Origin of the sequence: Jannaschia pohangensis (assembly GCF_900113875.1) — a bacterium.
In the GTDB taxonomy this organism is placed as follows: domain Bacteria; phylum Pseudomonadota; class Alphaproteobacteria; order Rhodobacterales; family Rhodobacteraceae; genus Jannaschia; species Jannaschia pohangensis.
In genome coordinates this window covers 1,249,157-1,268,833 of record NZ_FORA01000001.1, presented here as the reverse complement: position 1 = coordinate 1,268,833, position 19,677 = coordinate 1,249,157, and the positions used below count along the sequence as shown (strand labels likewise).

At 66.2% G+C, this 19,677-nt stretch carries 26 protein-coding genes; 19 read left to right on the top strand and 7 right to left on the bottom strand.

Annotated elements, in window-relative coordinates:
- Positions 1-38 precede the first annotated feature (38 nt).
- The 12 genes from BM002_RS06395 (at position 39) to BM002_RS06340 (ending at position 9,204) form a co-directional block, all read left to right on the top strand.
- On the top strand, positions 39-746 hold the full coding sequence (locus BM002_RS06395) for a glyoxalase superfamily protein (protein WP_092778336.1): 708 nt from the start codon (positions 39-41) through the stop codon (positions 744-746).
- Positions 747-846: 100 nt separating this feature from the next.
- On the top strand, positions 847-1,248 hold the full coding sequence (locus BM002_RS06390) for a GFA family protein (RefSeq protein WP_092778334.1): 402 nt from the start codon (positions 847-849) through the stop codon (positions 1,246-1,248).
- Positions 1,245-1,652 carry a GFA family protein gene (locus BM002_RS06385; RefSeq protein WP_092778332.1) on the top strand — a complete coding sequence of 136 codons (408 nt, stop codon included), beginning with the start codon at positions 1,245-1,247 and terminating at the stop codon, positions 1,650-1,652. The genes BM002_RS06390 and BM002_RS06385 overlap by 4 nt, the downstream gene beginning before the upstream one ends.
- Positions 1,649-2,272 (top strand): (d)CMP kinase, encoded by a 624-nt coding sequence (locus BM002_RS06380; RefSeq protein WP_092778330.1) that lies wholly within the window; start codon positions 1,649-1,651, stop codon positions 2,270-2,272. Before BM002_RS06385 ends, BM002_RS06380 begins: the two co-directional genes overlap by 4 nt.
- Positions 2,273-2,355: 83 nt before the next feature.
- A complete protein-coding gene (locus BM002_RS06375) occupies positions 2,356-2,931 on the top strand; it encodes a hypothetical protein (protein ID WP_245749145.1) in 576 nt (191 codons plus the stop codon).
- A gap of 35 nt (positions 2,932-2,966) precedes the next feature.
- A complete protein-coding gene (locus tag BM002_RS06370) occupies positions 2,967-4,151 on the top strand; it encodes a DUF2130 domain-containing protein (protein WP_092778328.1) in 1,185 nt (394 codons plus the stop codon).
- Entirely contained in the window at positions 4,151-4,825 is a 675-nt protein-coding gene (locus BM002_RS06365; RefSeq protein ID WP_092778326.1) for a dienelactone hydrolase family protein, read from the top strand. Before BM002_RS06370 ends, BM002_RS06365 begins: the two co-directional genes overlap by 1 nt.
- Positions 4,822-5,580: a hypothetical protein gene (locus BM002_RS06360; protein WP_092778324.1), complete on the top strand. Its 759-nt coding sequence runs from the start codon at positions 4,822-4,824 to the stop codon at positions 5,578-5,580. Before BM002_RS06365 ends, BM002_RS06360 begins: the two co-directional genes overlap by 4 nt.
- Before the next feature lie 88 nt (positions 5,581-5,668).
- The gene (gene rpsA, locus BM002_RS06355) at positions 5,669-7,486 is read left to right on the top strand and encodes a 30S ribosomal protein S1 (protein ID WP_281243799.1); all 1,818 of its coding nucleotides are present in this window, start codon (positions 5,669-5,671) and stop codon (positions 7,484-7,486) included.
- Between the two features lie 273 nt (positions 7,487-7,759).
- Complete coding sequence (gene ihfB / locus BM002_RS06350) at positions 7,760-8,116, top strand: integration host factor subunit beta (RefSeq protein WP_281243805.1); 357 nt, start codon at positions 7,760-7,762, stop codon at positions 8,114-8,116.
- Positions 8,117-8,177: 61 nt separating this feature from the next.
- Positions 8,178-8,522: a LapA family protein gene (locus BM002_RS06345; RefSeq protein WP_092778320.1), complete on the top strand. Its 345-nt coding sequence runs from the start codon at positions 8,178-8,180 to the stop codon at positions 8,520-8,522.
- Between the two features lie 16 nt (positions 8,523-8,538).
- Positions 8,539-9,204: a phosphoribosylanthranilate isomerase gene (locus BM002_RS06340; RefSeq protein ID WP_092778318.1), complete on the top strand. Its 666-nt coding sequence runs from the start codon at positions 8,539-8,541 to the stop codon at positions 9,202-9,204.
- On the opposite strand, the gene BM002_RS06335 is transcribed toward BM002_RS06340, so the two are convergent.
- Positions 9,201-10,235 (bottom strand): endonuclease/exonuclease/phosphatase family protein, encoded by a 1,035-nt coding sequence (locus BM002_RS06335; protein ID WP_092778316.1) that lies wholly within the window; start codon positions 10,233-10,235, stop codon positions 9,201-9,203. The genes BM002_RS06340 and BM002_RS06335 overlap by 4 nt on opposite strands.
- A gap of 131 nt (positions 10,236-10,366) precedes the next feature.
- Here BM002_RS06335 and trpB point away from each other — a divergent pair, with 131 nt between their 5' ends.
- From trpB to BM002_RS06310, 5 genes are all read left to right on the top strand, one after another.
- Complete coding sequence (gene trpB, locus BM002_RS06330; protein WP_092778314.1) at positions 10,367-11,599, top strand: tryptophan synthase subunit beta; 1,233 nt, start codon at positions 10,367-10,369, stop codon at positions 11,597-11,599.
- Positions 11,600-11,603: 4 nt separating this feature from the next.
- Positions 11,604-11,837 (top strand): hypothetical protein, encoded by a 234-nt coding sequence (locus tag BM002_RS06325; protein ID WP_092778312.1) that lies wholly within the window; start codon positions 11,604-11,606, stop codon positions 11,835-11,837.
- A gap of 169 nt (positions 11,838-12,006) precedes the next feature.
- Positions 12,007-12,558 (top strand): PepSY domain-containing protein, encoded by a 552-nt coding sequence (locus tag BM002_RS19010; protein WP_139212292.1) that lies wholly within the window; start codon positions 12,007-12,009, stop codon positions 12,556-12,558.
- Between the two features lie 53 nt (positions 12,559-12,611).
- Complete coding sequence (locus BM002_RS19270) at positions 12,612-13,058, top strand: hypothetical protein (RefSeq protein WP_175484817.1); 447 nt, start codon at positions 12,612-12,614, stop codon at positions 13,056-13,058.
- A 27-nt stretch (positions 13,059-13,085) separates the two neighbouring features.
- Positions 13,086-13,616, top strand: coding sequence for a helix-turn-helix transcriptional regulator (locus tag BM002_RS06310; RefSeq protein WP_092778310.1), 531 nt, complete (start codon positions 13,086-13,088; stop codon positions 13,614-13,616).
- On the opposite strand, the gene BM002_RS06305 is transcribed toward BM002_RS06310, so the two are convergent.
- The 6 genes from BM002_RS06305 to pth all read right to left on the bottom strand — a co-directional run bounded on the left by BM002_RS06305 (position 13,600) and on the right by pth (position 18,160).
- On the bottom strand, positions 13,600-14,202 hold the full coding sequence (locus BM002_RS06305; protein ID WP_217641150.1) for a GNAT family N-acetyltransferase: 603 nt from the start codon (positions 14,200-14,202) through the stop codon (positions 13,600-13,602). The two genes, BM002_RS06310 and BM002_RS06305, sit on opposite strands and share 17 nt — an antisense overlap.
- Positions 14,202-14,804, bottom strand: a complete 603-nt coding sequence (locus BM002_RS06300; RefSeq protein WP_175484816.1) for a DUF4893 domain-containing protein — start codon at positions 14,802-14,804, stop codon at positions 14,202-14,204. Before BM002_RS06300 ends, BM002_RS06305 begins: the two co-directional genes overlap by 1 nt.
- The gene (locus BM002_RS06295) at positions 14,791-15,177 is read right to left on the bottom strand and encodes a DUF2237 family protein (RefSeq protein ID WP_092778306.1); all 387 of its coding nucleotides are present in this window, start codon (positions 15,175-15,177) and stop codon (positions 14,791-14,793) included. Before BM002_RS06295 ends, BM002_RS06300 begins: the two co-directional genes overlap by 14 nt.
- Positions 15,178-15,238: 61 nt before the next feature.
- Positions 15,239-16,390, bottom strand: coding sequence for a serine hydrolase domain-containing protein (locus BM002_RS06290; RefSeq protein WP_092778304.1), 1,152 nt, complete (start codon positions 16,388-16,390; stop codon positions 15,239-15,241).
- A gap of 64 nt (positions 16,391-16,454) precedes the next feature.
- Positions 16,455-17,471: a DUF2332 domain-containing protein gene (locus BM002_RS06285; protein WP_092778302.1), complete on the bottom strand. Its 1,017-nt coding sequence runs from the start codon at positions 17,469-17,471 to the stop codon at positions 16,455-16,457.
- Entirely contained in the window at positions 17,468-18,160 is a 693-nt protein-coding gene (pth, locus tag BM002_RS06280; protein ID WP_092778300.1) for an aminoacyl-tRNA hydrolase, read from the bottom strand. The genes BM002_RS06285 and pth overlap by 4 nt, the downstream gene beginning before the upstream one ends.
- Before the next feature lie 101 nt (positions 18,161-18,261).
- Here pth and BM002_RS06275 point away from each other — a divergent pair, with 101 nt between their 5' ends.
- Positions 18,262-18,954, top strand: a complete 693-nt coding sequence (locus BM002_RS06275; protein ID WP_245749144.1) for an NAD(P)-dependent oxidoreductase — start codon at positions 18,262-18,264, stop codon at positions 18,952-18,954.
- A gap of 92 nt (positions 18,955-19,046) precedes the next feature.
- Positions 19,047-19,532, top strand: coding sequence for a TrmH family RNA methyltransferase (locus tag BM002_RS06270; RefSeq protein ID WP_342707301.1), 486 nt, complete (start codon positions 19,047-19,049; stop codon positions 19,530-19,532).
- Positions 19,533-19,677: the final 145 nt, after the last annotated feature.

The following is a 19,677-nucleotide window of genomic DNA, read 5'->3' as shown; positions in this document are numbered from 1 at the left end:
GCGGACAGCTCCTGTTCCGGCCCTCCCGAGGGAAACACATGACACAGATCACAACGATTGAACGGGCCAAGGCACAGGCCCGCATCCTGCGCACGGCCCTGTCCGACATCGGCCATGACGTCGCCCATGGACAGGCGCTCGATCTGCTCGCGCGGTTGGAGGGGGTGCGCGATTGGAACGCCCTTGTCGCGCGGCTGACGCCGATGCCAACGCTTGGACCCATTCCGAAAGGCTGGCGACGCGGCGGCGACAAGGCGGAGCGCTTCGACATGGGGCTCGACGAAGGGGCCGGGCCAGAGGGCGCCCCCTGCGCCACCATCCGCCTTCGCCCCGGTGCCGACCCTGACAATGCCTTCGGAACCCTGATGCAAAGCGTTGATGCCGCACCATTCCTTGGGACCCGCGTCGCTTTGACGGCGCATCTGCGGGCCGAGGATGTCGCGGGCGCAGTCACCATCTGGCTGCGGGCCGATGGGACCGACCGGTCGTATAACCTGGCCTTTGATAACCTGGAAGACCGGCAGGGCGAGACCGGACCACTCGCGGGCACGATGGGATGGGAGCGGCGCCGGATCGTGCTCGATATCCCCGAGGGCACTGTAACGCTGGCCTTCGGTTTCTACCTGCGCGGATCGGGGCAGGGCTGGTGCGCCGATATGGAGCTGGCCCCGGCACCGGGGGCAGAGGTGACGGCCAGCCAGCCGATCCCCGCGCCGGAGCCCGTCAACATGGGCCTGAGCGGTTGAGACCGAGGGGCGGCGGCGCGGTCGCCGCCCTTTTCGCTGGCGTCCCGGTGGCGCGGCTTGTTAGGCAGGGGCAACCGCAAAACGGATGCGACGTGAGCCCATGACCCAGACCGCCAGCTGCCTCTGCGGGGCGATCCGTTACCGGACAACCCATGTACTTGGCCCGGTAACCGCCTGTCATTGCACGCAATGTCGCAAGTCGAGCGGGAACTTCGCTGCCGCCACTCCGGCCCCTTGGGACAGCATCGAGATCGAGGGCGAGGTGACCTGGTACGCGTCGAGCGAGACGGGACGGCGCGGCTTTTGCGGGACTTGCGGCAGCTATCTGTTCTGGGAGGAGGGCGACGGCATCGCCTATCTGATGGCGGGGGCCTTCGACGGGCCGACGGGGCTGCGCATGGACGCGCATATCTTCTACGCCGACCGAAGCGATTTCTTTCGCGCGACCGACGGTCTGCCGTGCTTTGCCGCCGGCCGCGGCGGGCCGCAGGTGACGCCATGATCCGCCGGGGAAGCTGTCTTTGCGGCGGCATCAGCTATGCGGTGACGGGCGCGATGCGGCCCGTCGTGGCTTGCCATTGCGGCCAGTGCCGCAAGACCAGCGGCAACCACGTCGCCGCCACCTCCGCCCCGCGCGAGACGGTCGCCATCACGGGCGAGGTGCGCTGGTACCGGTCGTCCGAGACGGCGCAGCGGGGCTTTTGTCCCACCTGCGGCAGCCAGTTGTTCTGGGACGGGCCGGGGCGAAACCTGTCGATCATGGCGGGCACGCTGGACGGGGCGACGGGTCTGCGGCTGGCCGGGCACATCTTTTGCGCCGCCAAGGGCGACTGGTACGAGATCACCGACGGCACGCCCCACGTCTCCTTCGACGACCCCGAACTGACGACACAGGTGCCGACATGATCTTTACAGTCGCCATCGACGGCCCCGCGGCGGCGGGCAAGGGCACCATCAGCAAGGCGGTGGCGGCGCGGTTCGGGTTGCGCCATCTGGACACCGGGTTGCTTTATCGGGCGGTCGGGGCGCGGGTTCTGGCGGGCGACGACCCGGTGACGGCGGCGCGCAACCTCGACCCCGATGAGTTGGATGGCGCGGCCCTGCGCACCCAGGCCATCGCCGATGCCGCGAGCCGGGTCGCCGTCCTGCCTGAGGTGCGCGCGGCGCTGACCGACTTCCAGCGCGCCTTTGCCCGCCTCGACGGGGGCGCGGTGCTGGACGGGCGCGACATCTGTTCGGTGATCTGCCCCGATGCGGATGTGCTGCTGTTCGTCACCGCCTCGCCCGAGGTGCGGGCCGAACGGCGGTATCTGGAGCTTGCGGCCAAGGGCTCGGACGTGACCCGCGAGGGCGTTCTGGCCGATGTGCTGGCCCGCGACGACCGCGACATGAACCGGGCCGAGGCACCGCTGGTCGCAGCGCCGGGGGCGACGGTGATCGACACCTCGGAGCTGGACATCGGGGCGGCGGTGGAGGCCGCGTCGGCGGTCGTGGCACTGCGTCTGGCGGCCCGGGCGGCGCGTTGATCCTGCGACCTCACCGAAAGGTGCGTGGCCATTTCCGGCTTCGCTGCTAGCCTTCGGAAACATCAGCGAGGACGAGGACCGCCATGACCCAGGACATAACCCCGACGTTCGGCGCCCTGCGCCGCTTGGCGATGATGGCGGCAGTGGTGCTTTGCGGGTTGATCCTGTCCGATGCGGCGCGCGCCCAGTCCGCAGAGCCGGAAACCGGGCCGATGACGCTGGACCGGATGGAGGCGATCGTGATGGCGCTCGACCCCGGGGCGGAACGGGCGGGGGCGGCGTTTCGACTGACGGTCGAGGATGTGCCGCTGATCATCGTGACCGATCCGATCGCCGACCGGATGCGGGCCATGGTGCCCATCCGCTCGGCCGAGGGGTTGTCGGACGCGGACCTTCTGCGCCTGATGCAGGCCAATTTCGACAGTGCCCTCGACGCCCGCTATGCCGTGGCAGAGGGGCGGCTCTGGGCCGTCTTCATCCATCCGCTGTCGCCGCTTCGGACCGACCAGCTGATTTCCGGCATCGGCCAGACTGTGAATGTCGCGTTGACCTATGGCACGCTCTATTCGTCGGGCGAGATGCAGCTCGGGCGCGGCGACAGCCGGGGCGAGCAGCGCAAGCTTCTGGACCGGTTGCAGGAGCGCGGGCAGGACATCTGACTTGATGGCCCCGTGACGATCCGTCACCAAGGGGCATGAATGATCCGAAAATCACCTGTCCGTCCTGCGCGTCGGAAATCCCCCTGACCGAATCTCTGGCCGGGCCGCTTCTGGCCAAGACCCGGGCCGATGCGACGGCGCGGATGCAGGCCGCTCTCGATGCGCAAAAGCGCGAGATCGAGGCCGCCGCCGCCCGCGCCGCCGCCGAAGAACAGGCCGAAGCCGTCGCCGCCCTTCGTGCCGAGGCGGATGCGTTGAAACGGCGCGACGCGGCGCGCGAGGCGAAACTGGCCGAGGCGCAGAAGGCGCAGGCGGCGGCAGCGGCGCGCGAAGAGGCCCTGAAGGACCGCGAGCGGGAGATGGAGCTGACCATCCAGAAGCAGGTCAGTGCGGCGACCGAAGCGGCCCGCGCGAAGCTGCGCATCGAGGCCGAGGCATTGGCCGCCGAACGGGTGAAGACAGCGCAGGAGGCGCAGGCCCTGAAGCTGGCCGAGAAGGATCAGCAGATGGACGTTCTGCGCCGCCAGATCGAGGTGCTGACCCGCAAGGTCGAGCAGGGCAGCCAGCAGCGGCAGGGCGAGGCCGCCGAAGTGGTGCTGGAGGATCAGCTGATGCGCGCCTTTCCGGGCGACGACATCGCGCCCGTGGGCAAGGGTGTGCGCGGGGCCGATTGCCTGCAACGGGTGGGACAGGCCGGGGCGATCATCTGGGAATCGAAGCGCACCGCCAATTGGTCGAAGGACTGGCTTCCCAAGCTGCGCGACGACATGCGCGACGCCGGGGCGGATATCGCTGTGCTGGTGTCCGAGGTGCGGCCCGAGGGGATCGACACCTTCGCCCATGTCGACGGCGTCTGGGTCGTAGCGCCCCGCTATGCGGTGGCGCTGGCCCATGCGCTGCGTGACGGGATGCTGCGGGTGGCAGAGGCGCGGGGCGCGCGCGAGGGGCAGGCGACGAAATCCGAGATGCTTTACGACTATCTGACCGGGCCGCAGTTCCGGGGCCGGATGGAGGCCGTGGTCGAGCCTTTCGAGGCGATGCAGGAGGCGCTGCGCAAGGAGCGCAAGCAGATGACGGCGCAATGGGCCCTGCGTGAAAAGCAACTGGAAAAGGCCATCGGCGCGATGATGGGGATGTATGGCGACGTGCGCGGCATCGCGGGCGCCGCCGTGGCCGAGATCGAGGCGTTCGAGACGCCGCTTCTGGAAGGAGACGAGTGATGGGCGAGGCATACAGCTACGCCGCGGCGGGCGAGACGATGGTGGGCTATCGCGCCCGTCCCGCGACGCCGAACGGGGCCGGTCTGTTGATCGCACCGGCCTTTGCGGGTCTGCGGGACTTCGAGATGGCGCAGGCCGACCTTTGGGCCACCAAGGGCTATGACGTGCTGGCCGTCGATTACTACGGCGACGGCTGGCGCACCGAGGACAGCGCCGAAGCCGCCACCAAGATGGCGACGGTGCAGTCGGATCGCCCGGCCTTTCTGCGCCGGATGCAGGCGGCCCTCTCGGAGGTGCGGGGATGGGGCGCGGCCCGGGTCGGGGCCTTCGGGTTCTGTCTGGGCGGCAAGGCGGTGCTCGATCTCGCGCGGTCAGGGCAGGGGGATGCGATCGTCACCCTGCACGGGGTCTTCGACGCGCCGGGGACGCCGACGGTGGCGATGCCGCCGGTCCTGCTGTGCCACGGGTGGGCCGATCCGCTGGCCACGCCCGCGCAATTCGGCGTGCTGGCGGCAGAGCTGGAGGAACATTGCGCCGATTGGCAGGCGCTTTGCCTCGGGCGGACGGAACATGCCTTCACCAATCCGGGCCGACCCGATGGATACGTCGAGCGGTCGGCGCGGCGCAGCTTTGCCGCGACGGAGGCGTTTCTGGCCGAGAAATTGGTGTCATGACCGACGCGACGTCCGGTTGGCTCAAGGTCCGCCGGATCGATCCGGAGGGGGGCGACGAATGGATCGTGCGGCAGGGCGAGCGGGAGCTGATGCGCCTTGCCCCCGGTCAGGCGGCCTTGGCCATCATGGACGTGGGGCCGGTGGCGAATTTGGTGATCGAGGTCGCGGGACATCGCATTCCGATGCCCGGGCTGACCGTGGCGGAGGGCGCGACGGCGGTGCTGGAGGTGCGGCCCTTGCCGCAGAGCGTCGTGCAGCGGATGCTGGGCCGACCGCCCCCGTTGCGGGCCGAGGTGAGTGAGGAGAAGGCCAGGCCCGGTCGCACGGTCACCTCGCAATTCTGGGCCGGGACCGCCGACAGCAGGACGGTCTTCTGGGACGTCTTTGCCGAGCGGCAGTTTCCCGAACCCCGGACGGACGAGGAACAATGGGAGCAGGACGAAATTCCGATCAGCCTCTTTGCGGAGCTTCAGGGCGAGCATTTCATCGACCACGACTTTACCGAAGGGGATTTTGTCGGCAATGACGGGCCATGGGAGGCGCGGGTGAAGCCCTATTCCTGGTCCGGTCACTGGGCCGAGACGGTCCGGGCGCGGGCCGCGGCGGCGGGTCATCCAGCGCCCAATGCCTTCTGGATGGTGGGGCTGGATCAACAACCGAACCGCAAGCCCGAGGCCCAGGTCCGGGCGCCGCGCGATATCGAGGTGCCGGGCCTTCGGATGAGCTATCTGGGCGAGATTACCCACCCCGCCTGACCCGGTCCTTGCCGAAGCCCCGGGTCTGACGTGTGCGCCCCTTGCTTCCCGGGCGCTTTTCCCTTAAGCCCCCGCGCGTCACCCGACAGTGCGACAGGCAGACGGTTCACACCGCATCGAAGCGCTTTCCGACCAATCCGTTCCGCCCAAGGCGGACATCAACCCAGACCGGCGGAGACAACCGCGCGGCCAGAAAAACGCAAACGAAGGAAATCACAGCCACATGGCTCAAAACGCATCCATGGAGGAATTCGAAGCCCTCCTCAACGAAAGCCTCGAAATCGACACGCCGCAAGAAGGCAGCGTTGTCAAAGGCAAGGTCCTGGCTATTGAAGCCGGACAAGCCATCATCGACGTCGGCTACAAGATGGAAGGCCGTATCGATCTGAAAGAATTCGCCAACCCCGGCGAGGCCCCCGAAATCGAAGTCGGCGATGAAGTCGAAGTCTTCCTGCGCACCGTCGAGAACGCGCGCGGCGAAGCCGTCATCAGCCGCGAGATGGCCCGCCGCGAGGCCGCGTGGGACCGCCTGGAAGAAGCCTATGGCAAGGAAGAGCGCGTCGAAGGCGCCATCTTCGGCCGCGTCAAGGGCGGCTTCACCGTCGACCTCGGCGGTGCCGTGGCCTTCCTGCCCGGCAGCCAGGTCGACGTGCGCCCCGTGCGCGATGCCGGCCCCCTCATGGGTCTCAAGCAGCCGTTCCAGATCCTCAAGATGGATCGTCGTCGGGGCAACATCGTGGTGTCGCGTCGCGCCATCCTCGAAGAGAGCCGCGCAGAGCAGCGCGCCGAAGTCATCGGCAACCTGGCCGAAGGTCAGACCGTCGACGGCGTCGTCAAGAACATCACCGAATACGGCGCCTTCGTCGATCTGGGTGGCGTTGACGGCCTGCTGCACGTCACCGACATGGCCTGGCGCCGCGTCAACGACCCGCGTGAGATCCTGTCGATCGGCGAGACCGTCAAGGTCCAGGTCATCAAGATCAACAAGGACACGCACCGCATCAGCCTTGGCATGAAGCAGCTGCAGGACGATCCGTGGGACACGGTCATCGCCAAGTATCCGCTGGATTCCAACCACCAGGGCCGCGTCACGAACATCACCGACTACGGTGCATTCGTGGAGCTGGAGCCGGGTGTCGAGGGTCTCGTTCACGTCTCGGAAATGTCCTGGACAAAGAAGAACGTGCACCCCGGCAAGATCGTCTCCACCTCGCAAGAGGTCGAGGTCATGGTGCTGGAAATCGACACCGCCAAGCGCCGTGTTTCGCTCGGTCTCAAGCAGACGCAGCGTAACCCGTGGGAAGTCTTTGCCGAAACCCACCCCGAGGGGACGCCGGTCGAGGGCGAGGTCAAGAACATCACCGAATTCGGTCTGTTCATCGGCCTGCCCGGCGATATCGACGGCATGGTCCACCTGTCGGACCTGACCTGGGAAGGGCGCGGCGAGGACGTCATCGGCGACTATCGCAAGGGCGACATCGTCCAGGCCGTGGTCTCCGAAGTCGACATCGAGAAGGAGCGCATCAGCCTGTCCATCAAGGCAGCTGGCGGCGACCCCTATGCCGAGGCGATTGGCGGCGTGAAGCGCGGTTCGGTCATCACGGTCGAGGTCACCAAGATCGAGGAAGGCGGGATCGAGGTCGAGTATGAGGGCATGAAGTCCTTCATCCGGCGTTCGGACCTGGCCCGCGACCGTGCCGATCAGCGCCCCGAGCGTTTCGGCGTCGGCGACAAGGTCGATGTGCGCGTGACCAACGTGAACTCCAAGGAGCGTCGCCTGGGTCTGTCGATCAAGGCCCGCGAGATCGCCGAAGAGAAGGAAGCCGTTGAGCAATTCGGCTCCTCCGATTCGGGTGCCTCGCTCGGCGACATCCTCGGCGCGGCGCTGAAAGGCGACGACGACTGAGCCTGATGTCCGGTCTTCGGACCGGAAACCTGATGGAAACGGCCCCGCCTGTATCAGGCGGGGCCGTTTTGCATTCGCGTCCGGAAAATTTCGCGTAAGCCGGGCGCAAGGGTTTGATTCAGCGGGGGAAAGGCATTTGACCTGGGCCGAGGTCCGGGGCCGAGGTTTGACTTGCGGGGTCGATTGCGACGTAATGTCGCGACATTCGGACATCTCTCGGTCCGGGCCCATGTCCGCCGTGACTGCGAATGCACAAATCCCCCTTTTGAATCAATGAATTTTGGGGTTATACCAAGACACCTGCACAACCGAAGCGCGCACCTGCGTCCGCAGGGAGGGGGAAACATGATACGTTCCGAACTGATCCAGAAGATCGCGGATGAAAACCCGCATCTGTACCAGCGGGACGTCGAGAAAATCGTGAACACGATCTTCGAGGAGATCATCGATGCGCTCGCCGATGGCGACCGGGTCGAGTTACGCGGTTTCGGCGCCTTTTCCGTCAAGCAGCGTGACGCCCGGGTGGGACGGAACCCGCGCACCGGCGAGGCGGTTCAGGTTGACGAGAAACATGTGCCGTTCTTCAAGGCGGGCAAGCTGCTGCGCGACCGTCTGAACGATCGCGCCTGATTGGGCGGGACGCGGACCGCGTCGTCTGGACAGCACGGCAACCGGGGGCTAGGTCCAAGTCATGAGCTTTTTGCGATATCTGTTCCTCGGGGCGCTGGCCCTTTGTCTTGTGGTCCTGGCAATCGCCAACCGCGCCCCCGTGACCCTGCGACTGATGCCCGAAGGGCTCGGCCAGCAGTTCGGCATGGGGCAGGGTGTGACGCTGCCGCTGTTCATCGTCCTGTTTGCCGCCATGGCCGTGGGTCTGATGATCGGTTTCGTCTGGGAATGGCTGCGCGAGCACAAGCACCGGGTCGAGGCCCGGAGCGAGCGGGCGCAGAAGGAAAAGCTGGAAAAAGAGCTGGCCAAGACGCGTGCCAAGACCCCGCAGGACGAGGTTCTGGCCCTGCTCGACGACGCGCCCTGAGCGGCGCGGACCTGTCATGTTGAAAGTCACGAGACCTGCCGCGGGAACGCGGGTGAAAATCTGTGGTCTGCGCACCGTTGCGGACGTCGAGGCCGTGGCGCGGGCCGGGGCCGCCTACATGGGCCTCGTGTTCTTTCCGAAATCTCCGCGCAACGTCACGCTGGATCAGGCGCGCGACCTGGCACTGGCCGCGCCCATGGGGCTGGCCAAGGTGGCATTGGTGGTGAACCCCGACGATGCGATGCTGGATGCGCTGATGGCGGCGGTCCCCCTCGACATGATCCAGCTGCATGGCTCCGAAACCCCGGACCGCCTGGCCCAGGTGCGCGCCCGCACGGGCCTGCCGGTGATGAAGGCGGTCGGGCTGCGCGATGCGGACGACCTTGCCACGCTGGATGCGTTCGACGGGGTGGCCGATCAGGTTCTGGTCGATGCCAAGCCCCATGGCGGCACGGAGTTGCCCGGTGGCAATGGCGTCGGGTTCGACTGGAGCCTGATTGCGGGGCGTTCGTGGAAGGGGCCCTGGATGCTGGCCGGGGGGTTGACGGCGGACAACGTGGCCGAAGCGATCCGGCTGACCGGCGCGCGTCAGGTCGATCTGTCGTCCGGCGTCGAATCGTCGCCCGGGGTCAAGGACGCCGCGATGATCGCGGCCTTCTGCGACGCGGTTCGGGCCGCCTAGACCACCGCCGCCGACGTCGGGCTATAGCGGAACCGCGCGCGCACCACGCCGTGGTCGCCGGTCCCGGTCTCCTTGTGGTTGTCGTCGTTCAGGTGATCGTTCGCGATTTCCAGCCCGTCGAAGGCCCAGATGCGCCGCCGCGACATGTCATAGAACTCCTGACTGACCAGGATGTGGTCCAGGCTTTCGCGGATGTCCTGATAGACATGGGTGTAATAGACGTCCGTCGTGGAGCGCAGTTGCTGCAACGTCTGCGCGGTATAGAGCGCGGTGTCGCCACCCCCCTCGCGCAGGCCGGTGAGGAAGCGCGGCTGACCGGTCATTATGTTGAGCGTGTTCGACAACTGCCCGTCGTTGCAATCCCCCAGGACGACCACGGGGCGGTCGGTGTCCTTCATCTCTTCGGTCAGGATCATGCGCAGGGCCGTCGCCTCGGCGGTGCGGCGGATCGTGGACAGGCCCGCGCCGATGGCGTCGCGGTGGCGCGAATGGATGTCCTTGTCGTACCAGCCTTCGCGCCAGATCTGCGTCGGGGCCTTGGACTTGAAGTGGCAGACATAGACCGACACCACCGGCCCGTCGCTGCGCGGCTTGATCTCGAACCGCAGGACGGGGCGGGAGAAGGTGCTGATCTTCACTTCGATCTCGCTCGTCTGCGGGTCGTCGCCGCTGCTTTGCAAGATGAAATCATCGGGGAAATCGGTGATCCATTCGGGCGTTCCCACCATAATATCTCGCGCGACGGCGGCGGCACAGACGATGCGCTGGCCCGATTGGCCGGGCGGTGCCACGGCGACGTGGCTGTCGCCCAGACCGGCGGCGGCCAGGGCGGCGGTCAGGCTGTCGGCATGCCACAGCTCCTGAAAGCCGAAGACATCGGCCTGCATCTCTTGAAGCTTGGCGCCGGTCCAGGCGATCTTGCGGGCATGGATGTCCGCGTCCCACCCGTCGCGGTCGCGATAGATGGGCAGGCCCGGTTCATTGAGGTTGAGCAGATTGAAGGTGGTGAAGCTGACGGTGCGTCCGGCCATGGGAAAAATCCTTCTGGTTGAAATCGGAATCGCGGCGAAAATCGTGCCACGCGGCAGTCTACCACGTCTTGCGCCCGTTGCGGCGCGGCGATCCGCACCCTAGAACCGGCGGGACCAAAGGGGGACGCACCATGCCCGACGATCTGCTCAACAGTTTCATGACCGGCCCGGACGAGAACGGGCGCTTCGGCGATTTCGGGGGTCGCTTCGTGTCCGAGACGCTGATGCCCCTGATCCTGGAGCTTGAGGCCCGGTATGAGCATGCCAAGACCGACGACAGCTTCTGGGCCGAGATGCACGATCTGTGGACGAATTACGTCGGCCGTCCTTCGCCGCTCTATTTCGCCGAACGGCTGACCGAGAAACTGGGCGGCGCGAAGGTCTACCTCAAGCGGGACGAGCTGAACCACACCGGCGCGCACAAGATCAACAACGTGTTGGGCCAGATCATTCTGGCGCGCCGCATGGGGAAGACCCGGATCATCGCGGAAACGGGTGCCGGCCAGCACGGTGTTGCCACCGCGACCGTCTGCGCCAAGTTCGGTCTGAAATGCGTGGTCTACATGGGCGCGCATGATGTGGAGCGGCAGTCGCCCAATGTCTTCCGCATGAAGCTTCTGGGGGCCGAAGTCGTGCCGGTGACCTCCGGTCGCGGCACCCTCAAGGACGCGATGAACGACGCGCTGCGCGACTGGGTCACCAATGTCGACGATACCTTCTATTGCATCGGCACGGTCGCGGGCCCGCATCCCTATCCGGCCATGGTCCGCGATTTTCAGGCGATCATCGGCAAGGAAACCCGCGAACAGATGATGAAAGCCGAGGGTCGTCTGCCCGACACGATCATCGCCGCCATAGGGGGCGGGTCGAATGCCATGGGTCTGTTCTTCCCGTTCCTCGATGACAAGGAGGTGGCCATCATCGGCGTGGAGGCCGGCGGCAAGGGCGTGAATGCCAAGATGGAGCATTGCGCATCGCTCACCGGCGGACGTCCGGGCGTGCTGCACGGCAATCGGACCTATCTGCTCCAGGACGACGATGGCCAGATCCTGGAGGGGTTCAGCATTTCCGCCGGTCTCGATTATCCGGGCATCGGGCCGGAGCACGCCTGGCTGCACGATATCGGGCGCGCGAAATACGTCTCGATCACAGATGTCGAGGCGCTGGAGGCGTTTCAGCTGTGCTGCGAGTTGGAGGGAATCATCCCGGCGCTGGAACCGTCCCACGCGTTGGCCCACGTCATGAAGATCGCGCCGGACCTGCCCCGCGATCACATCATCTGCATGAACATGTGCGGTCGCGGCGACAAGGATATCTTTACCGTGGCCCGCGCCCTGGGTTGGGACATGGGCGAGGTTCTCTGATCCGATGAGCCCGCTCCAGCGTCTGCTGACGACGGTGCTGCCCGCGCGCTGGTCCGCCCGTCTGGAGGCGCGGACCCGCGACTGGGAAGTAGCCTGCGGCACCTGCGACCGATCCCGCGACCTGTGGGAGGCGGGGGGCGTGCGCCTGAAATCGAATGCCGAACCGGTGCCGGGGCCCACGGGCGAATGCTCGGGCTGCGGGCGTCGGCGACAGATGGTGATCCGCCGAAAGGCGTGACCGGTCGCGGTCGGAAACATCCCTTTTCGACGGCATAAACCTGGGTTTATGGCGTTCCTCCTTTGGTTGAGGCAGACCGGAACAAACCCGAGGCGGATGGTGTGACCGTCCGGGACCGTGGCCCCTGATGACGTCGGTGCAGTTTGCCGACCCAATCAGGAGACGTACCATGACCCGGAAATTCAACAGCATCCTCTTTGCCGCCCTTTTGTGTCTGGCGGCGCCCGCCGCGCAGGCACAGTCAACCAACGACGTTCTGATCGAGCGTCTGCAATCCGAAGGATACGAGTACATCGAGATCAAGGTCGGCCTGACCCAGACCAAGGTCGAGGCGATCCGCGGCACCGAAAAGCTGGAGTTCACCTTCGATCAGGCGACGGGCGAGATCCTGAAGCAGGAAGTCGAACGGGCGGATTCGGATGAGATCGGCCGCACGGGCGTCGAGATCGACCGTCGCGACCGCGACTTCGTCGACGTAGGCGGCAACCGCCGGGACGATGACCGCCGGGGCGACCGTCGGGGCCGCGATGACGATGACGACGATGATGACAGCCGCAGCGGCAGCGACGATGATGACAGGCGCGACGGCGACGATCGCGGGCGCGGGGGATCGGACGACGACGGTGACCACGATGATGACCACGACAGCGACGATGATGACGACGACGATGATGATGGTGATGACAGCGATGATGACGATGACGATGATGATGATCGCTAGGCGATCCGCTTTGGCCCCGGCGTGCTTGCATGCCGGGGTTGTCCGGGTGTGACGTGAACCGGCGCGCCTTTCTCACCGGCCTCGCGGCGGGCCTGGTCCTGGTGTCATCGCAGGCCGAAGCCGCCGTGTCGGATTCGGTGGTCAGTCAGTTGCGGGCGCAGGGCTATCGGTCGATCGATGTCACGCGCACGCTTCTGGGACGGATCCGGATCGTGGCGCGCGACGGTCGCCATACCCGCGAGATCATCCTGAACCGCTCCACCGGGGAGATCATGCGCGACATCCTTTGGGACCGCGATGGCGAACGCGGCCTTGTCGGGGGGGGCCGCGACCGCGACGATGACGACGATCGCGATGATGATGACGACGACGATCATGACGACGACGATGATGACGACAATTCCGGAAGTGGCGGAGGGTCCGGCAACAGCGGGTCTGGAAGCAGTGGGTCCGGCAACAGCGGGTCTGGCGGCGGTGGAGACGACGATGACGACGATTGATCGCCCGGTCGCCGCCCCCACGGCACGATGAAGCGGCATGCCGCCATCCTTGGCATCTTTGCCATCCAGACGATCTGCGCGGTCATCTTCGTCTTCGATATCGTGGTGTCGGTTCTGGGGCTGCGGACGGTGCCGATCACCTGGCAATTGCGCGAGCTGATCGAGATCGGCGCGGCCCTCGGTCTGATCCTGGGCACGGCCATGGGAATTGTGGCCCTTCGCCGGTCCGATGCGCGCCGCCACCGGGTCGAAGAACAACTCAAGGTCGCCTCGGGCGCCTTCAGCGCGCTGATTGCACAGCGATTCGATGAATGGGCGCTGACGTCAGCCGAGCGCGATGTTGCCCTGTTCTCGATCAAGGGTCTGAACCTGTCGGAAATGGCGGCCCTGCGCGGGACCTCCGAAGGGACGATCAAGGCACAGACGGCGGCAGTCTATCGCAAGGCGGGCGTGTCGGGACGGGCGCAATTGCTCAGCCTCTTCGTCGACGATCTGATGTCTGGTGTCCTGCTGCCCGAAGCCCAGAACCCGACCGAACAGGTCAGTGCGGCGCAATGATCGGGTGATGCCCGGCGGAATGTTCCGGGATCGCGCCGGTCAGGCGCGGGTCGGGTACGATCTCGACCTCGCGGCGCACAGGGACAAAACCCGACCGGATGTAGAAGGGCAGGGCGACCGGGCTGTCGAAGGTGCAGGTATGGACGGTGAACCGCCGGATCGGTCGCGCGAAGGCGCGGCTGATCGCGTGGTCCATCAGGGCGCGTCCGGCCCCCGCCCCCTGCATGGTCTGGGTCAGGCCCAGGAAGGCCAGCTCCGGTTCCTCGGGTTGACGGAAGTCCAGTTCCAGAAGGCCCTCCGCATGCCCATCCCGTTCCAGGGCCCAGACCTCGACGCCCGGGTCCGACAGGATCGCCGCCAGCCGCGCTTCGGCCATCTGGAGGCGCGAGAACCAGAGCCAGTCGAGCGCGCCGACCCGGGTGAAGAGATCGCGATACCAGCCGGTATCGGGCCGCTCGACCCGGCGGAGTGACAGGCCATCCTGCAAGGATGTCGCCCTTGGGTCGGGTCGCGTGGTCATTTCCAGATGCGTGACGACCGCGGCCACCCGCCCTGGCGGCACGTCATGGAACCCGTCGGTCAGCATCAGCGCGTCAGATACAGGATGTCGAACCGCGATTCGAGCAATGGCGCCGGCAGCAGAAGCCGGGCGCGGTCCGGGTCCATCTGCTCGAAGATGCCGACCTCCGCCGTCGTCTGGTTCGGCTCCACCGGGGTCTGATCCGTCGCGGGCAGATCGCCGTAGGGCAGGGCGGGCGCCTCGCCGACATATCCTACGCCGGTGAAGTGGACCGGGCCCTCGGCGGTGATGGTGAGCGTGCCGGTCACCCGTTGCGAGCCCGTGAGCTTGGTCAGGGTCCATGTCTGGTCGCTCGTCGCCTCGATCCGGCAGCGGAAATTGCCGTAGGCGACGGCGGGAACAAGCCCGCCAAGCTTGATGGTGCGGCAATTCCAGTCGCCCGACGGGTCGAGCGCCGTGTTGGGCAGCGCCAGTCCCCGCATCGCTTCGGTCATGGCGACAAGCGCTTCGGCATCGCCCTGGGCCAGCGCCTCGCGCAGGGCCGCGCCCAGATGGCTGTCGATGTCGCGCAGACGCAGGACATCGGGCGCGCGCAACGGCTCGGCCGCGAGGGGCAGGGCCAGCAGGGCGGACAGGGCAAGCGAAAGGGTCAGATCAGTCCAGCGCATAGCGTTCGAGAACCTCCAATGGCACGACATCGAGCGTGCGTTCGTGGGTGGCGGCAAGATTGACCCTGGGGGCCACATCTTCCTCGTGGGCCTGCAGGAAGCGCGCGGCGCAAAGGCACCAGCGATCCCCTGGCTTGAGACCGGCAAAGCCGTATTCGGGGCGCGGCGTGCTCAGGTCGTTGCCGAGGTACTTGGAATGGGCCAGGAACTCGGCCGTCATCACCGCGCAGACGGTATGCATCCCTGCATCCATCGGTCCGGTGTTGCAGCAGCCGTCGCGGAAAAAGCCCGTCACCGGATCGGTCGAACAGGGCTCCAGCGGCGCGCCCGCGACGTTCAACGACGGGACCTGTCCGGGTTTGTTCTGGCTCATCTCGATCCCCTTGGCTGCCTGACATCGAACCTAGGTCGCCGCAGCCCCGAGGCCAAGGGCTCTACTGCGCTGCGGCGATCCGGCGGAACATGTCGATGTTCTGCTCCATCACGCCGTCACCCCGAAACCCGCGGTCCGCCGCATTGACCGCGATCACCACGTTGCGGGCCTTGTCGATATAGACGAACTGGCCATAGACCCCCTGGGCCTGCAATTCGCCGGGGCGCGCATCCGACGGCATCCACCATTGGTAGCCGTATTGCATCCCACCCGCCCGCGTCTTGGCGGACGGCATGGTGGAGGCACCGATCCAGGCACGGGGGACGATCTGTCGGCCATTCATCTGACCCCCTTGCAGGACCAGCTGCCCCATGCGGGCATAGTCGCGGGTGCGCATGTTGATGCCGCCCAGAACGAAGGCCACGCCCTCTCCGTCGGTCAGGAAATAGGCCGGACCCATGCCCATGGGGCCGGTCAGTTTCTCGGCCATCAGATCCGGGATCGACCGTCCCGTGGCACCGCGCAGAACCATCCCCAGAACATGCGTGTCCATCGAGACGTATTTCATCGCGGCCCCCGGCTCGCGGTCCCGTTCGGAGATCTCGGCGGTGAATTCGTCAAGCGCGCCGCCCAGGGCGATGACGCGGCCCATGCGGTTTATGTCACTGTCCGGGTTGAAGTAATCCTCGTCGAATTGGGCCCCGCTCTCCATCTGCAACACATCCTCGACGGTTGCCCCGTCATAGGCCGTGCCGATCAGGGCGGGGACATGCAGGGTCACCGGATCGGTCAGCGTCAGGGCGCCCTCGTCGATCAGGATGCCGGTCAGCAGCGACAGGAAGGATTTGGCGACAGACCAACTGATCCGAAGGTCGTCCGGCCCGGTGCCGAGGTAGTAGCTTTCGTGGGTGATCTGCCCGTCCTTCAGGACGACCAGCGCCGTCACCGCCCGCGCGTCGATCCATGCGGCGGCTTCGTCGGGCAGGGGGGTGGCGGGTCCGGTGGGCAGATCGACGCCCGGCCCTTCCGACAGGGGGACGTGGAGGAAGGCTTCGTCCATGTGGCTGAAATTGTGGATGATCCTGTCTTCGGCAAAGAGGCTGTTGACGGCCATCAGGCGCCCGATCTCGTCGCGTTTCCAGAGGGCCGCGCCCCCCGCCAGCACGACAAGCGCCAGCAGCGCCAATCCGATCCGTTTCATCCATCGCCCCATGTCGGTCCTCCTGTCAGCCGAAGGTCAGGTCAGCACAGGCCGCGCGCCGTGGTCCAGCCGGTCGTTACGTCAAAGCCCAGTTTACCCATCGGCCATGGAAGTCCACACGCCCGACGGCCAGCGTCAGGTCGCCGGGCCAGAGCCGCAGGGTCAGCGCCGCGCCCGCGCCGCCGTCCGCCTCCATCCCGAACCATGCGACGGGGGTCGTTTGCGTGGCGGCATCGCCCATCCGTTCGATGGCGGCGCGGGCGCGGGCGGCGGTGTCGTCGGGAAAGTATTGCCAGGCGACCGTGTGGCAGATCAGGCGACAGGTGTCCGGCCTCTGCGCGGTCAGGGCCTCCAGCCAGTCGGCGGCATCGCCCCGGTCCACGCCGACCGCCGGAAGTGTCAGGGCCGCGTCCATCCGGGCCAGCCGGTCGGCCTGATCCGGCCAGAGATAGGCCATCAGGCGCAGGTGGTCCGTATCGGGCGACAGCGGGTTCAGGTCGACGCCACGCTTGGTCGTGATCCGGGGTGTGGCATCGGGGGGCAGGGGACCTGTCCAGTCGGGGGCCAGCGTGATGACCGGATCGGCGGGGCCGAAGGTCTGACCCCGGACGGTCAGGGCAAAGCGGTCCCAGTTCAGGTTGAGCCCGGCGGAAGCGCCGAGCTCGCAAAGCTCCAGCGGCAGGCCGAACCGCGCGGTCAGCCATTGGCCCATGGCCCGCAGGACGGCGGCGCGGCGCAATTCGTTGGTCTGGGGTGGGCTGTCGATCCAGGCGTGCAGGAAGGCCTCGTGCTGCAGCATCGCACCCGAGACCGCATCCCAAAGCGCGTCGTCCCCGACGGCGTTCGGCGGATAGACCACGACCAGAGCGTCGTCGCCTTGCAACACCAGCGCATGCAACCCGCCTGCCAGCCGCAGGGGCAGCGACGCCCCCGCCGACGACACATCGCCCGGCCAGTCGAACATCCGCCGCGCCAACGTGCCGTGATCGGGCGTGATCCGCGCGCCGATGACGCCCATGAGCTGCCCCATGAAGGGCGAGCCGAGCGCGGGGCACACCCTGGCCTGCGCCGCAAAGGCCTCCGTCAGGGTCACTTGAACCGTGCGGCCAACCGCTGCAACGGCGACAGCTTGGAGGCTGTCGGTTCGTCCCCGGTCGCAGGTGCATCCGGCTTGGCCTTGGGCGCGGTGGAGGCGTCCACTCCGCCGGACGACCGGGGCGGATTGACCCGGAGCGCCACGGCATTCGAGAACCCCGGCCCGTCGCCCGCCGCCAGTTTCGGCGCGCCGTCGAGAATGCCGCGCAGCAGATCGTCCAGCATCTGCCCTTCGGCCTTGGCGAAATCCGACAGGACATATCCCGCGACCCGGTCCTTGTGGCCCGGATGCCCGATCCCGAGGCGGACGCGGGCATACTCCGGCCCGATATGCTGATGGATGGAGCGCAACCCATTGTGCCCCGCGTGGCCGCCGCCCTGTTTCAGGCGCAGCTTGCCGGGGGCGAGGTCCAATTCGTCGTGGAAGACGGTGACATCGCCCGGCTCCAGTTTGTGGAAGCGCATGGCCTCGCCCACGGATTGCCCGCTCAGGTTCATGAAAGTCCCGGGTTTCAGCAGCCAGACCTTTTCCGACCCGAACCGGACCTCGGCCACCTCGCCCTGGAACTTGGATCGCCAGGGCGCGCCTTGATCCTCGGCGATCCGGTCGAGCGCCATGAAGCCGACGTTGTGCCGGTTGCCCACGTATTTCGCGCCCGGATTCCCCAAGCCTACCCAGAGTTGCATCGACCGGCTCCCTCAATTGCCGCGAACTTAATTGACCGTTCCGCGTTGTGCCAGTGCTTCGGGACCGCCGGAGCGTGACCCAGACCCCGGAAGGAACGACGATGCACATTCTGATCTACGGCGCCGACGGCGCAACCGGAACGCGGCTTGTGGAGCAGGCATTGGCACGTGGGCACAGGGTACGGGCCTCGGTCGTGGACATGTCCGGGGACCATCCAGAGAAGCCGGGGCTGGACTGGGTGACCAGCGATATCCTGTCCGGTGATGATCTTTCGGGGGACATGGCGGGCATCGACGCCGTCATCAACGCCGTAGGTCTGGCCGCCGGTCTGAACACCGTCGTATCGCCACCGCCACTCTATACGGAAGGGACGCGGAACATCCTGCGGGCGATGCGGGGCGCGGGCGTCGACCGCTATGTCACGATCTCGGCCAGCTTTGTCGAAACGCTCGCGCGGGGTCCGATCTGGTTCGAGGCGGCGGCGGCTTTGGGGTTGAGCGCGATCTTCAACGAGATGGAGAAGATGGAGGGCATCCTGCATCAGGCCGACTGGCTGCGCTGGACGGCGGTTCGGCCCGGCTGGCTGCTGGACGAAGAGGCGTCGGGGGATTTCCAGGTGTTCGACGACGTGATCCCCGAAGACCTGATCCGCACGCGCACGGGGGATCTGGCGCAATTCATGCTCGAATGCGCCGAGGGCGACCTGCACATCCGCGCGACGCCGGCCATTTCGCGCCCCGAACCCGCCGGGAAATCGGGGCCGGATGCGGTGCTTGCAGAGATGTTGGGCTAGCCGAAGCTCTCAAAGACTGCTTTGCAGGTCGCTGATGATAGGGAGGCGGTCATGGACAAGCCCGCCGCTGACGAGTCCGCGACCCCGAAGAGATCTGCACGTGCACCTGCGATCTTGTCCGGGACTTACGGTGCAAACACCTCATAGCCGTTGTTGAAGACCCCAAGGATGTGCGGAATATTGGCACCGAAATCCGCAACGCAAATGCGTTGGGCGTCGAGAAAGTCTATGTCGTGGACCTGCGTGGTACACTGCCCGATGATCGGCAGGATATGAGGGATCGGAAGAACCGCCTCGACAGTTCTGTTTCTGCCGTCAAGTGGACGTTTACCAAGCGTTTTGACAGCACCGAGGCATGTCTTTCGCATCTGGAGAAAGCTGGCTTCACTCCTATCGTCACGTCGCCACACGTGAAGGGGAAGAAGAATTGCCATCCTGACGAAGGCGACTACATCACGTCCGCAAAATTGCCTGTCTGGTTTGGAAATGAGCGCCGTGGGATAAGCCAATTCGCCGTCGAGCGGAGCGAAATCTGCGTGGCGATTCCGATGTTTGGGATGATCGGGAGTTCGAATTAGGGGACGAGTTCCGGGATCGTGCTCTAGGACGTCGCGAAACAGCGACGTGAGTACCAAAGCAAATATGCAAAGCGCGGCCAGAAGAGCGCGCGACCCACCCCGCTTCCAACATTTGTCCCGCGCGACAACGAACAATAGACGGCTG

What these genes read in the sequence shown, in the direction of transcription:
- BM002_RS06325 (WP_092778312.1), top strand. Translation starts at nt 11,604, where the DNA reads ATGAGCCCGCTCCAGCGTCTGCTGACGACGGTGCTGCCCGCGCGCTGG.
- BM002_RS06335 (WP_092778316.1), bottom strand. Translation starts at nt 10,235, where the DNA reads ATGGCCGGACGCACCGTCAGCTTCACCACCTTCAATCTGCTCAACCTC.
- BM002_RS06395 (WP_092778336.1), top strand. Translation starts at nt 39, where the DNA reads ATGACACAGATCACAACGATTGAACGGGCCAAGGCACAGGCCCGCATC.
- BM002_RS06380 (WP_092778330.1), top strand. Translation starts at nt 1,649, where the DNA reads ATGATCTTTACAGTCGCCATCGACGGCCCCGCGGCGGCGGGCAAGGGC.
- BM002_RS19010 (WP_139212292.1), top strand. Translation starts at nt 12,007, where the DNA reads ATGACCCGGAAATTCAACAGCATCCTCTTTGCCGCCCTTTTGTGTCTG.
- BM002_RS06340 (WP_092778318.1), top strand. Translation starts at nt 8,539, where the DNA reads ATGTTGAAAGTCACGAGACCTGCCGCGGGAACGCGGGTGAAAATCTGT.
- BM002_RS06345 (WP_092778320.1), top strand. Translation starts at nt 8,178, where the DNA reads ATGAGCTTTTTGCGATATCTGTTCCTCGGGGCGCTGGCCCTTTGTCTT.
- ihfB (WP_281243805.1), top strand. Translation starts at nt 7,760, where the DNA reads ATGAATTTTGGGGTTATACCAAGACACCTGCACAACCGAAGCGCGCAC.
- BM002_RS06370 (WP_092778328.1), top strand. Translation starts at nt 2,967, where the DNA reads ATGAATGATCCGAAAATCACCTGTCCGTCCTGCGCGTCGGAAATCCCC.
- BM002_RS06365 (WP_092778326.1), top strand. Translation starts at nt 4,151, where the DNA reads ATGGGCGAGGCATACAGCTACGCCGCGGCGGGCGAGACGATGGTGGGC.
- BM002_RS06300 (WP_175484816.1), bottom strand. Translation starts at nt 14,804, where the DNA reads ATGCGCTGGACTGATCTGACCCTTTCGCTTGCCCTGTCCGCCCTGCTG.
- trpB (WP_092778314.1), top strand. Translation starts at nt 10,367, where the DNA reads ATGCCCGACGATCTGCTCAACAGTTTCATGACCGGCCCGGACGAGAAC.
- BM002_RS06295 (WP_092778306.1), bottom strand. Translation starts at nt 15,177, where the DNA reads ATGAGCCAGAACAAACCCGGACAGGTCCCGTCGTTGAACGTCGCGGGC.
- BM002_RS06310 (WP_092778310.1), top strand. Translation starts at nt 13,086, where the DNA reads ATGAAGCGGCATGCCGCCATCCTTGGCATCTTTGCCATCCAGACGATC.
- BM002_RS06360 (WP_092778324.1), top strand. Translation starts at nt 4,822, where the DNA reads ATGACCGACGCGACGTCCGGTTGGCTCAAGGTCCGCCGGATCGATCCG.
- pth (WP_092778300.1), bottom strand. Translation starts at nt 18,160, where the DNA reads ATGCAACTCTGGGTAGGCTTGGGGAATCCGGGCGCGAAATACGTGGGC.
- BM002_RS06375 (WP_245749145.1), top strand. Translation starts at nt 2,356, where the DNA reads ATGACCCAGGACATAACCCCGACGTTCGGCGCCCTGCGCCGCTTGGCG.
- BM002_RS06305 (WP_217641150.1), bottom strand. Translation starts at nt 14,202, where the DNA reads ATGCTGACCGACGGGTTCCATGACGTGCCGCCAGGGCGGGTGGCCGCG.
- BM002_RS06290 (WP_092778304.1), bottom strand. Translation starts at nt 16,390, where the DNA reads ATGGGGCGATGGATGAAACGGATCGGATTGGCGCTGCTGGCGCTTGTC.
- BM002_RS06275 (WP_245749144.1), top strand. Translation starts at nt 18,262, where the DNA reads ATGCACATTCTGATCTACGGCGCCGACGGCGCAACCGGAACGCGGCTT.
- BM002_RS06390 (WP_092778334.1), top strand. Translation starts at nt 847, where the DNA reads ATGACCCAGACCGCCAGCTGCCTCTGCGGGGCGATCCGTTACCGGACA.
- BM002_RS06385 (WP_092778332.1), top strand. Translation starts at nt 1,245, where the DNA reads ATGATCCGCCGGGGAAGCTGTCTTTGCGGCGGCATCAGCTATGCGGTG.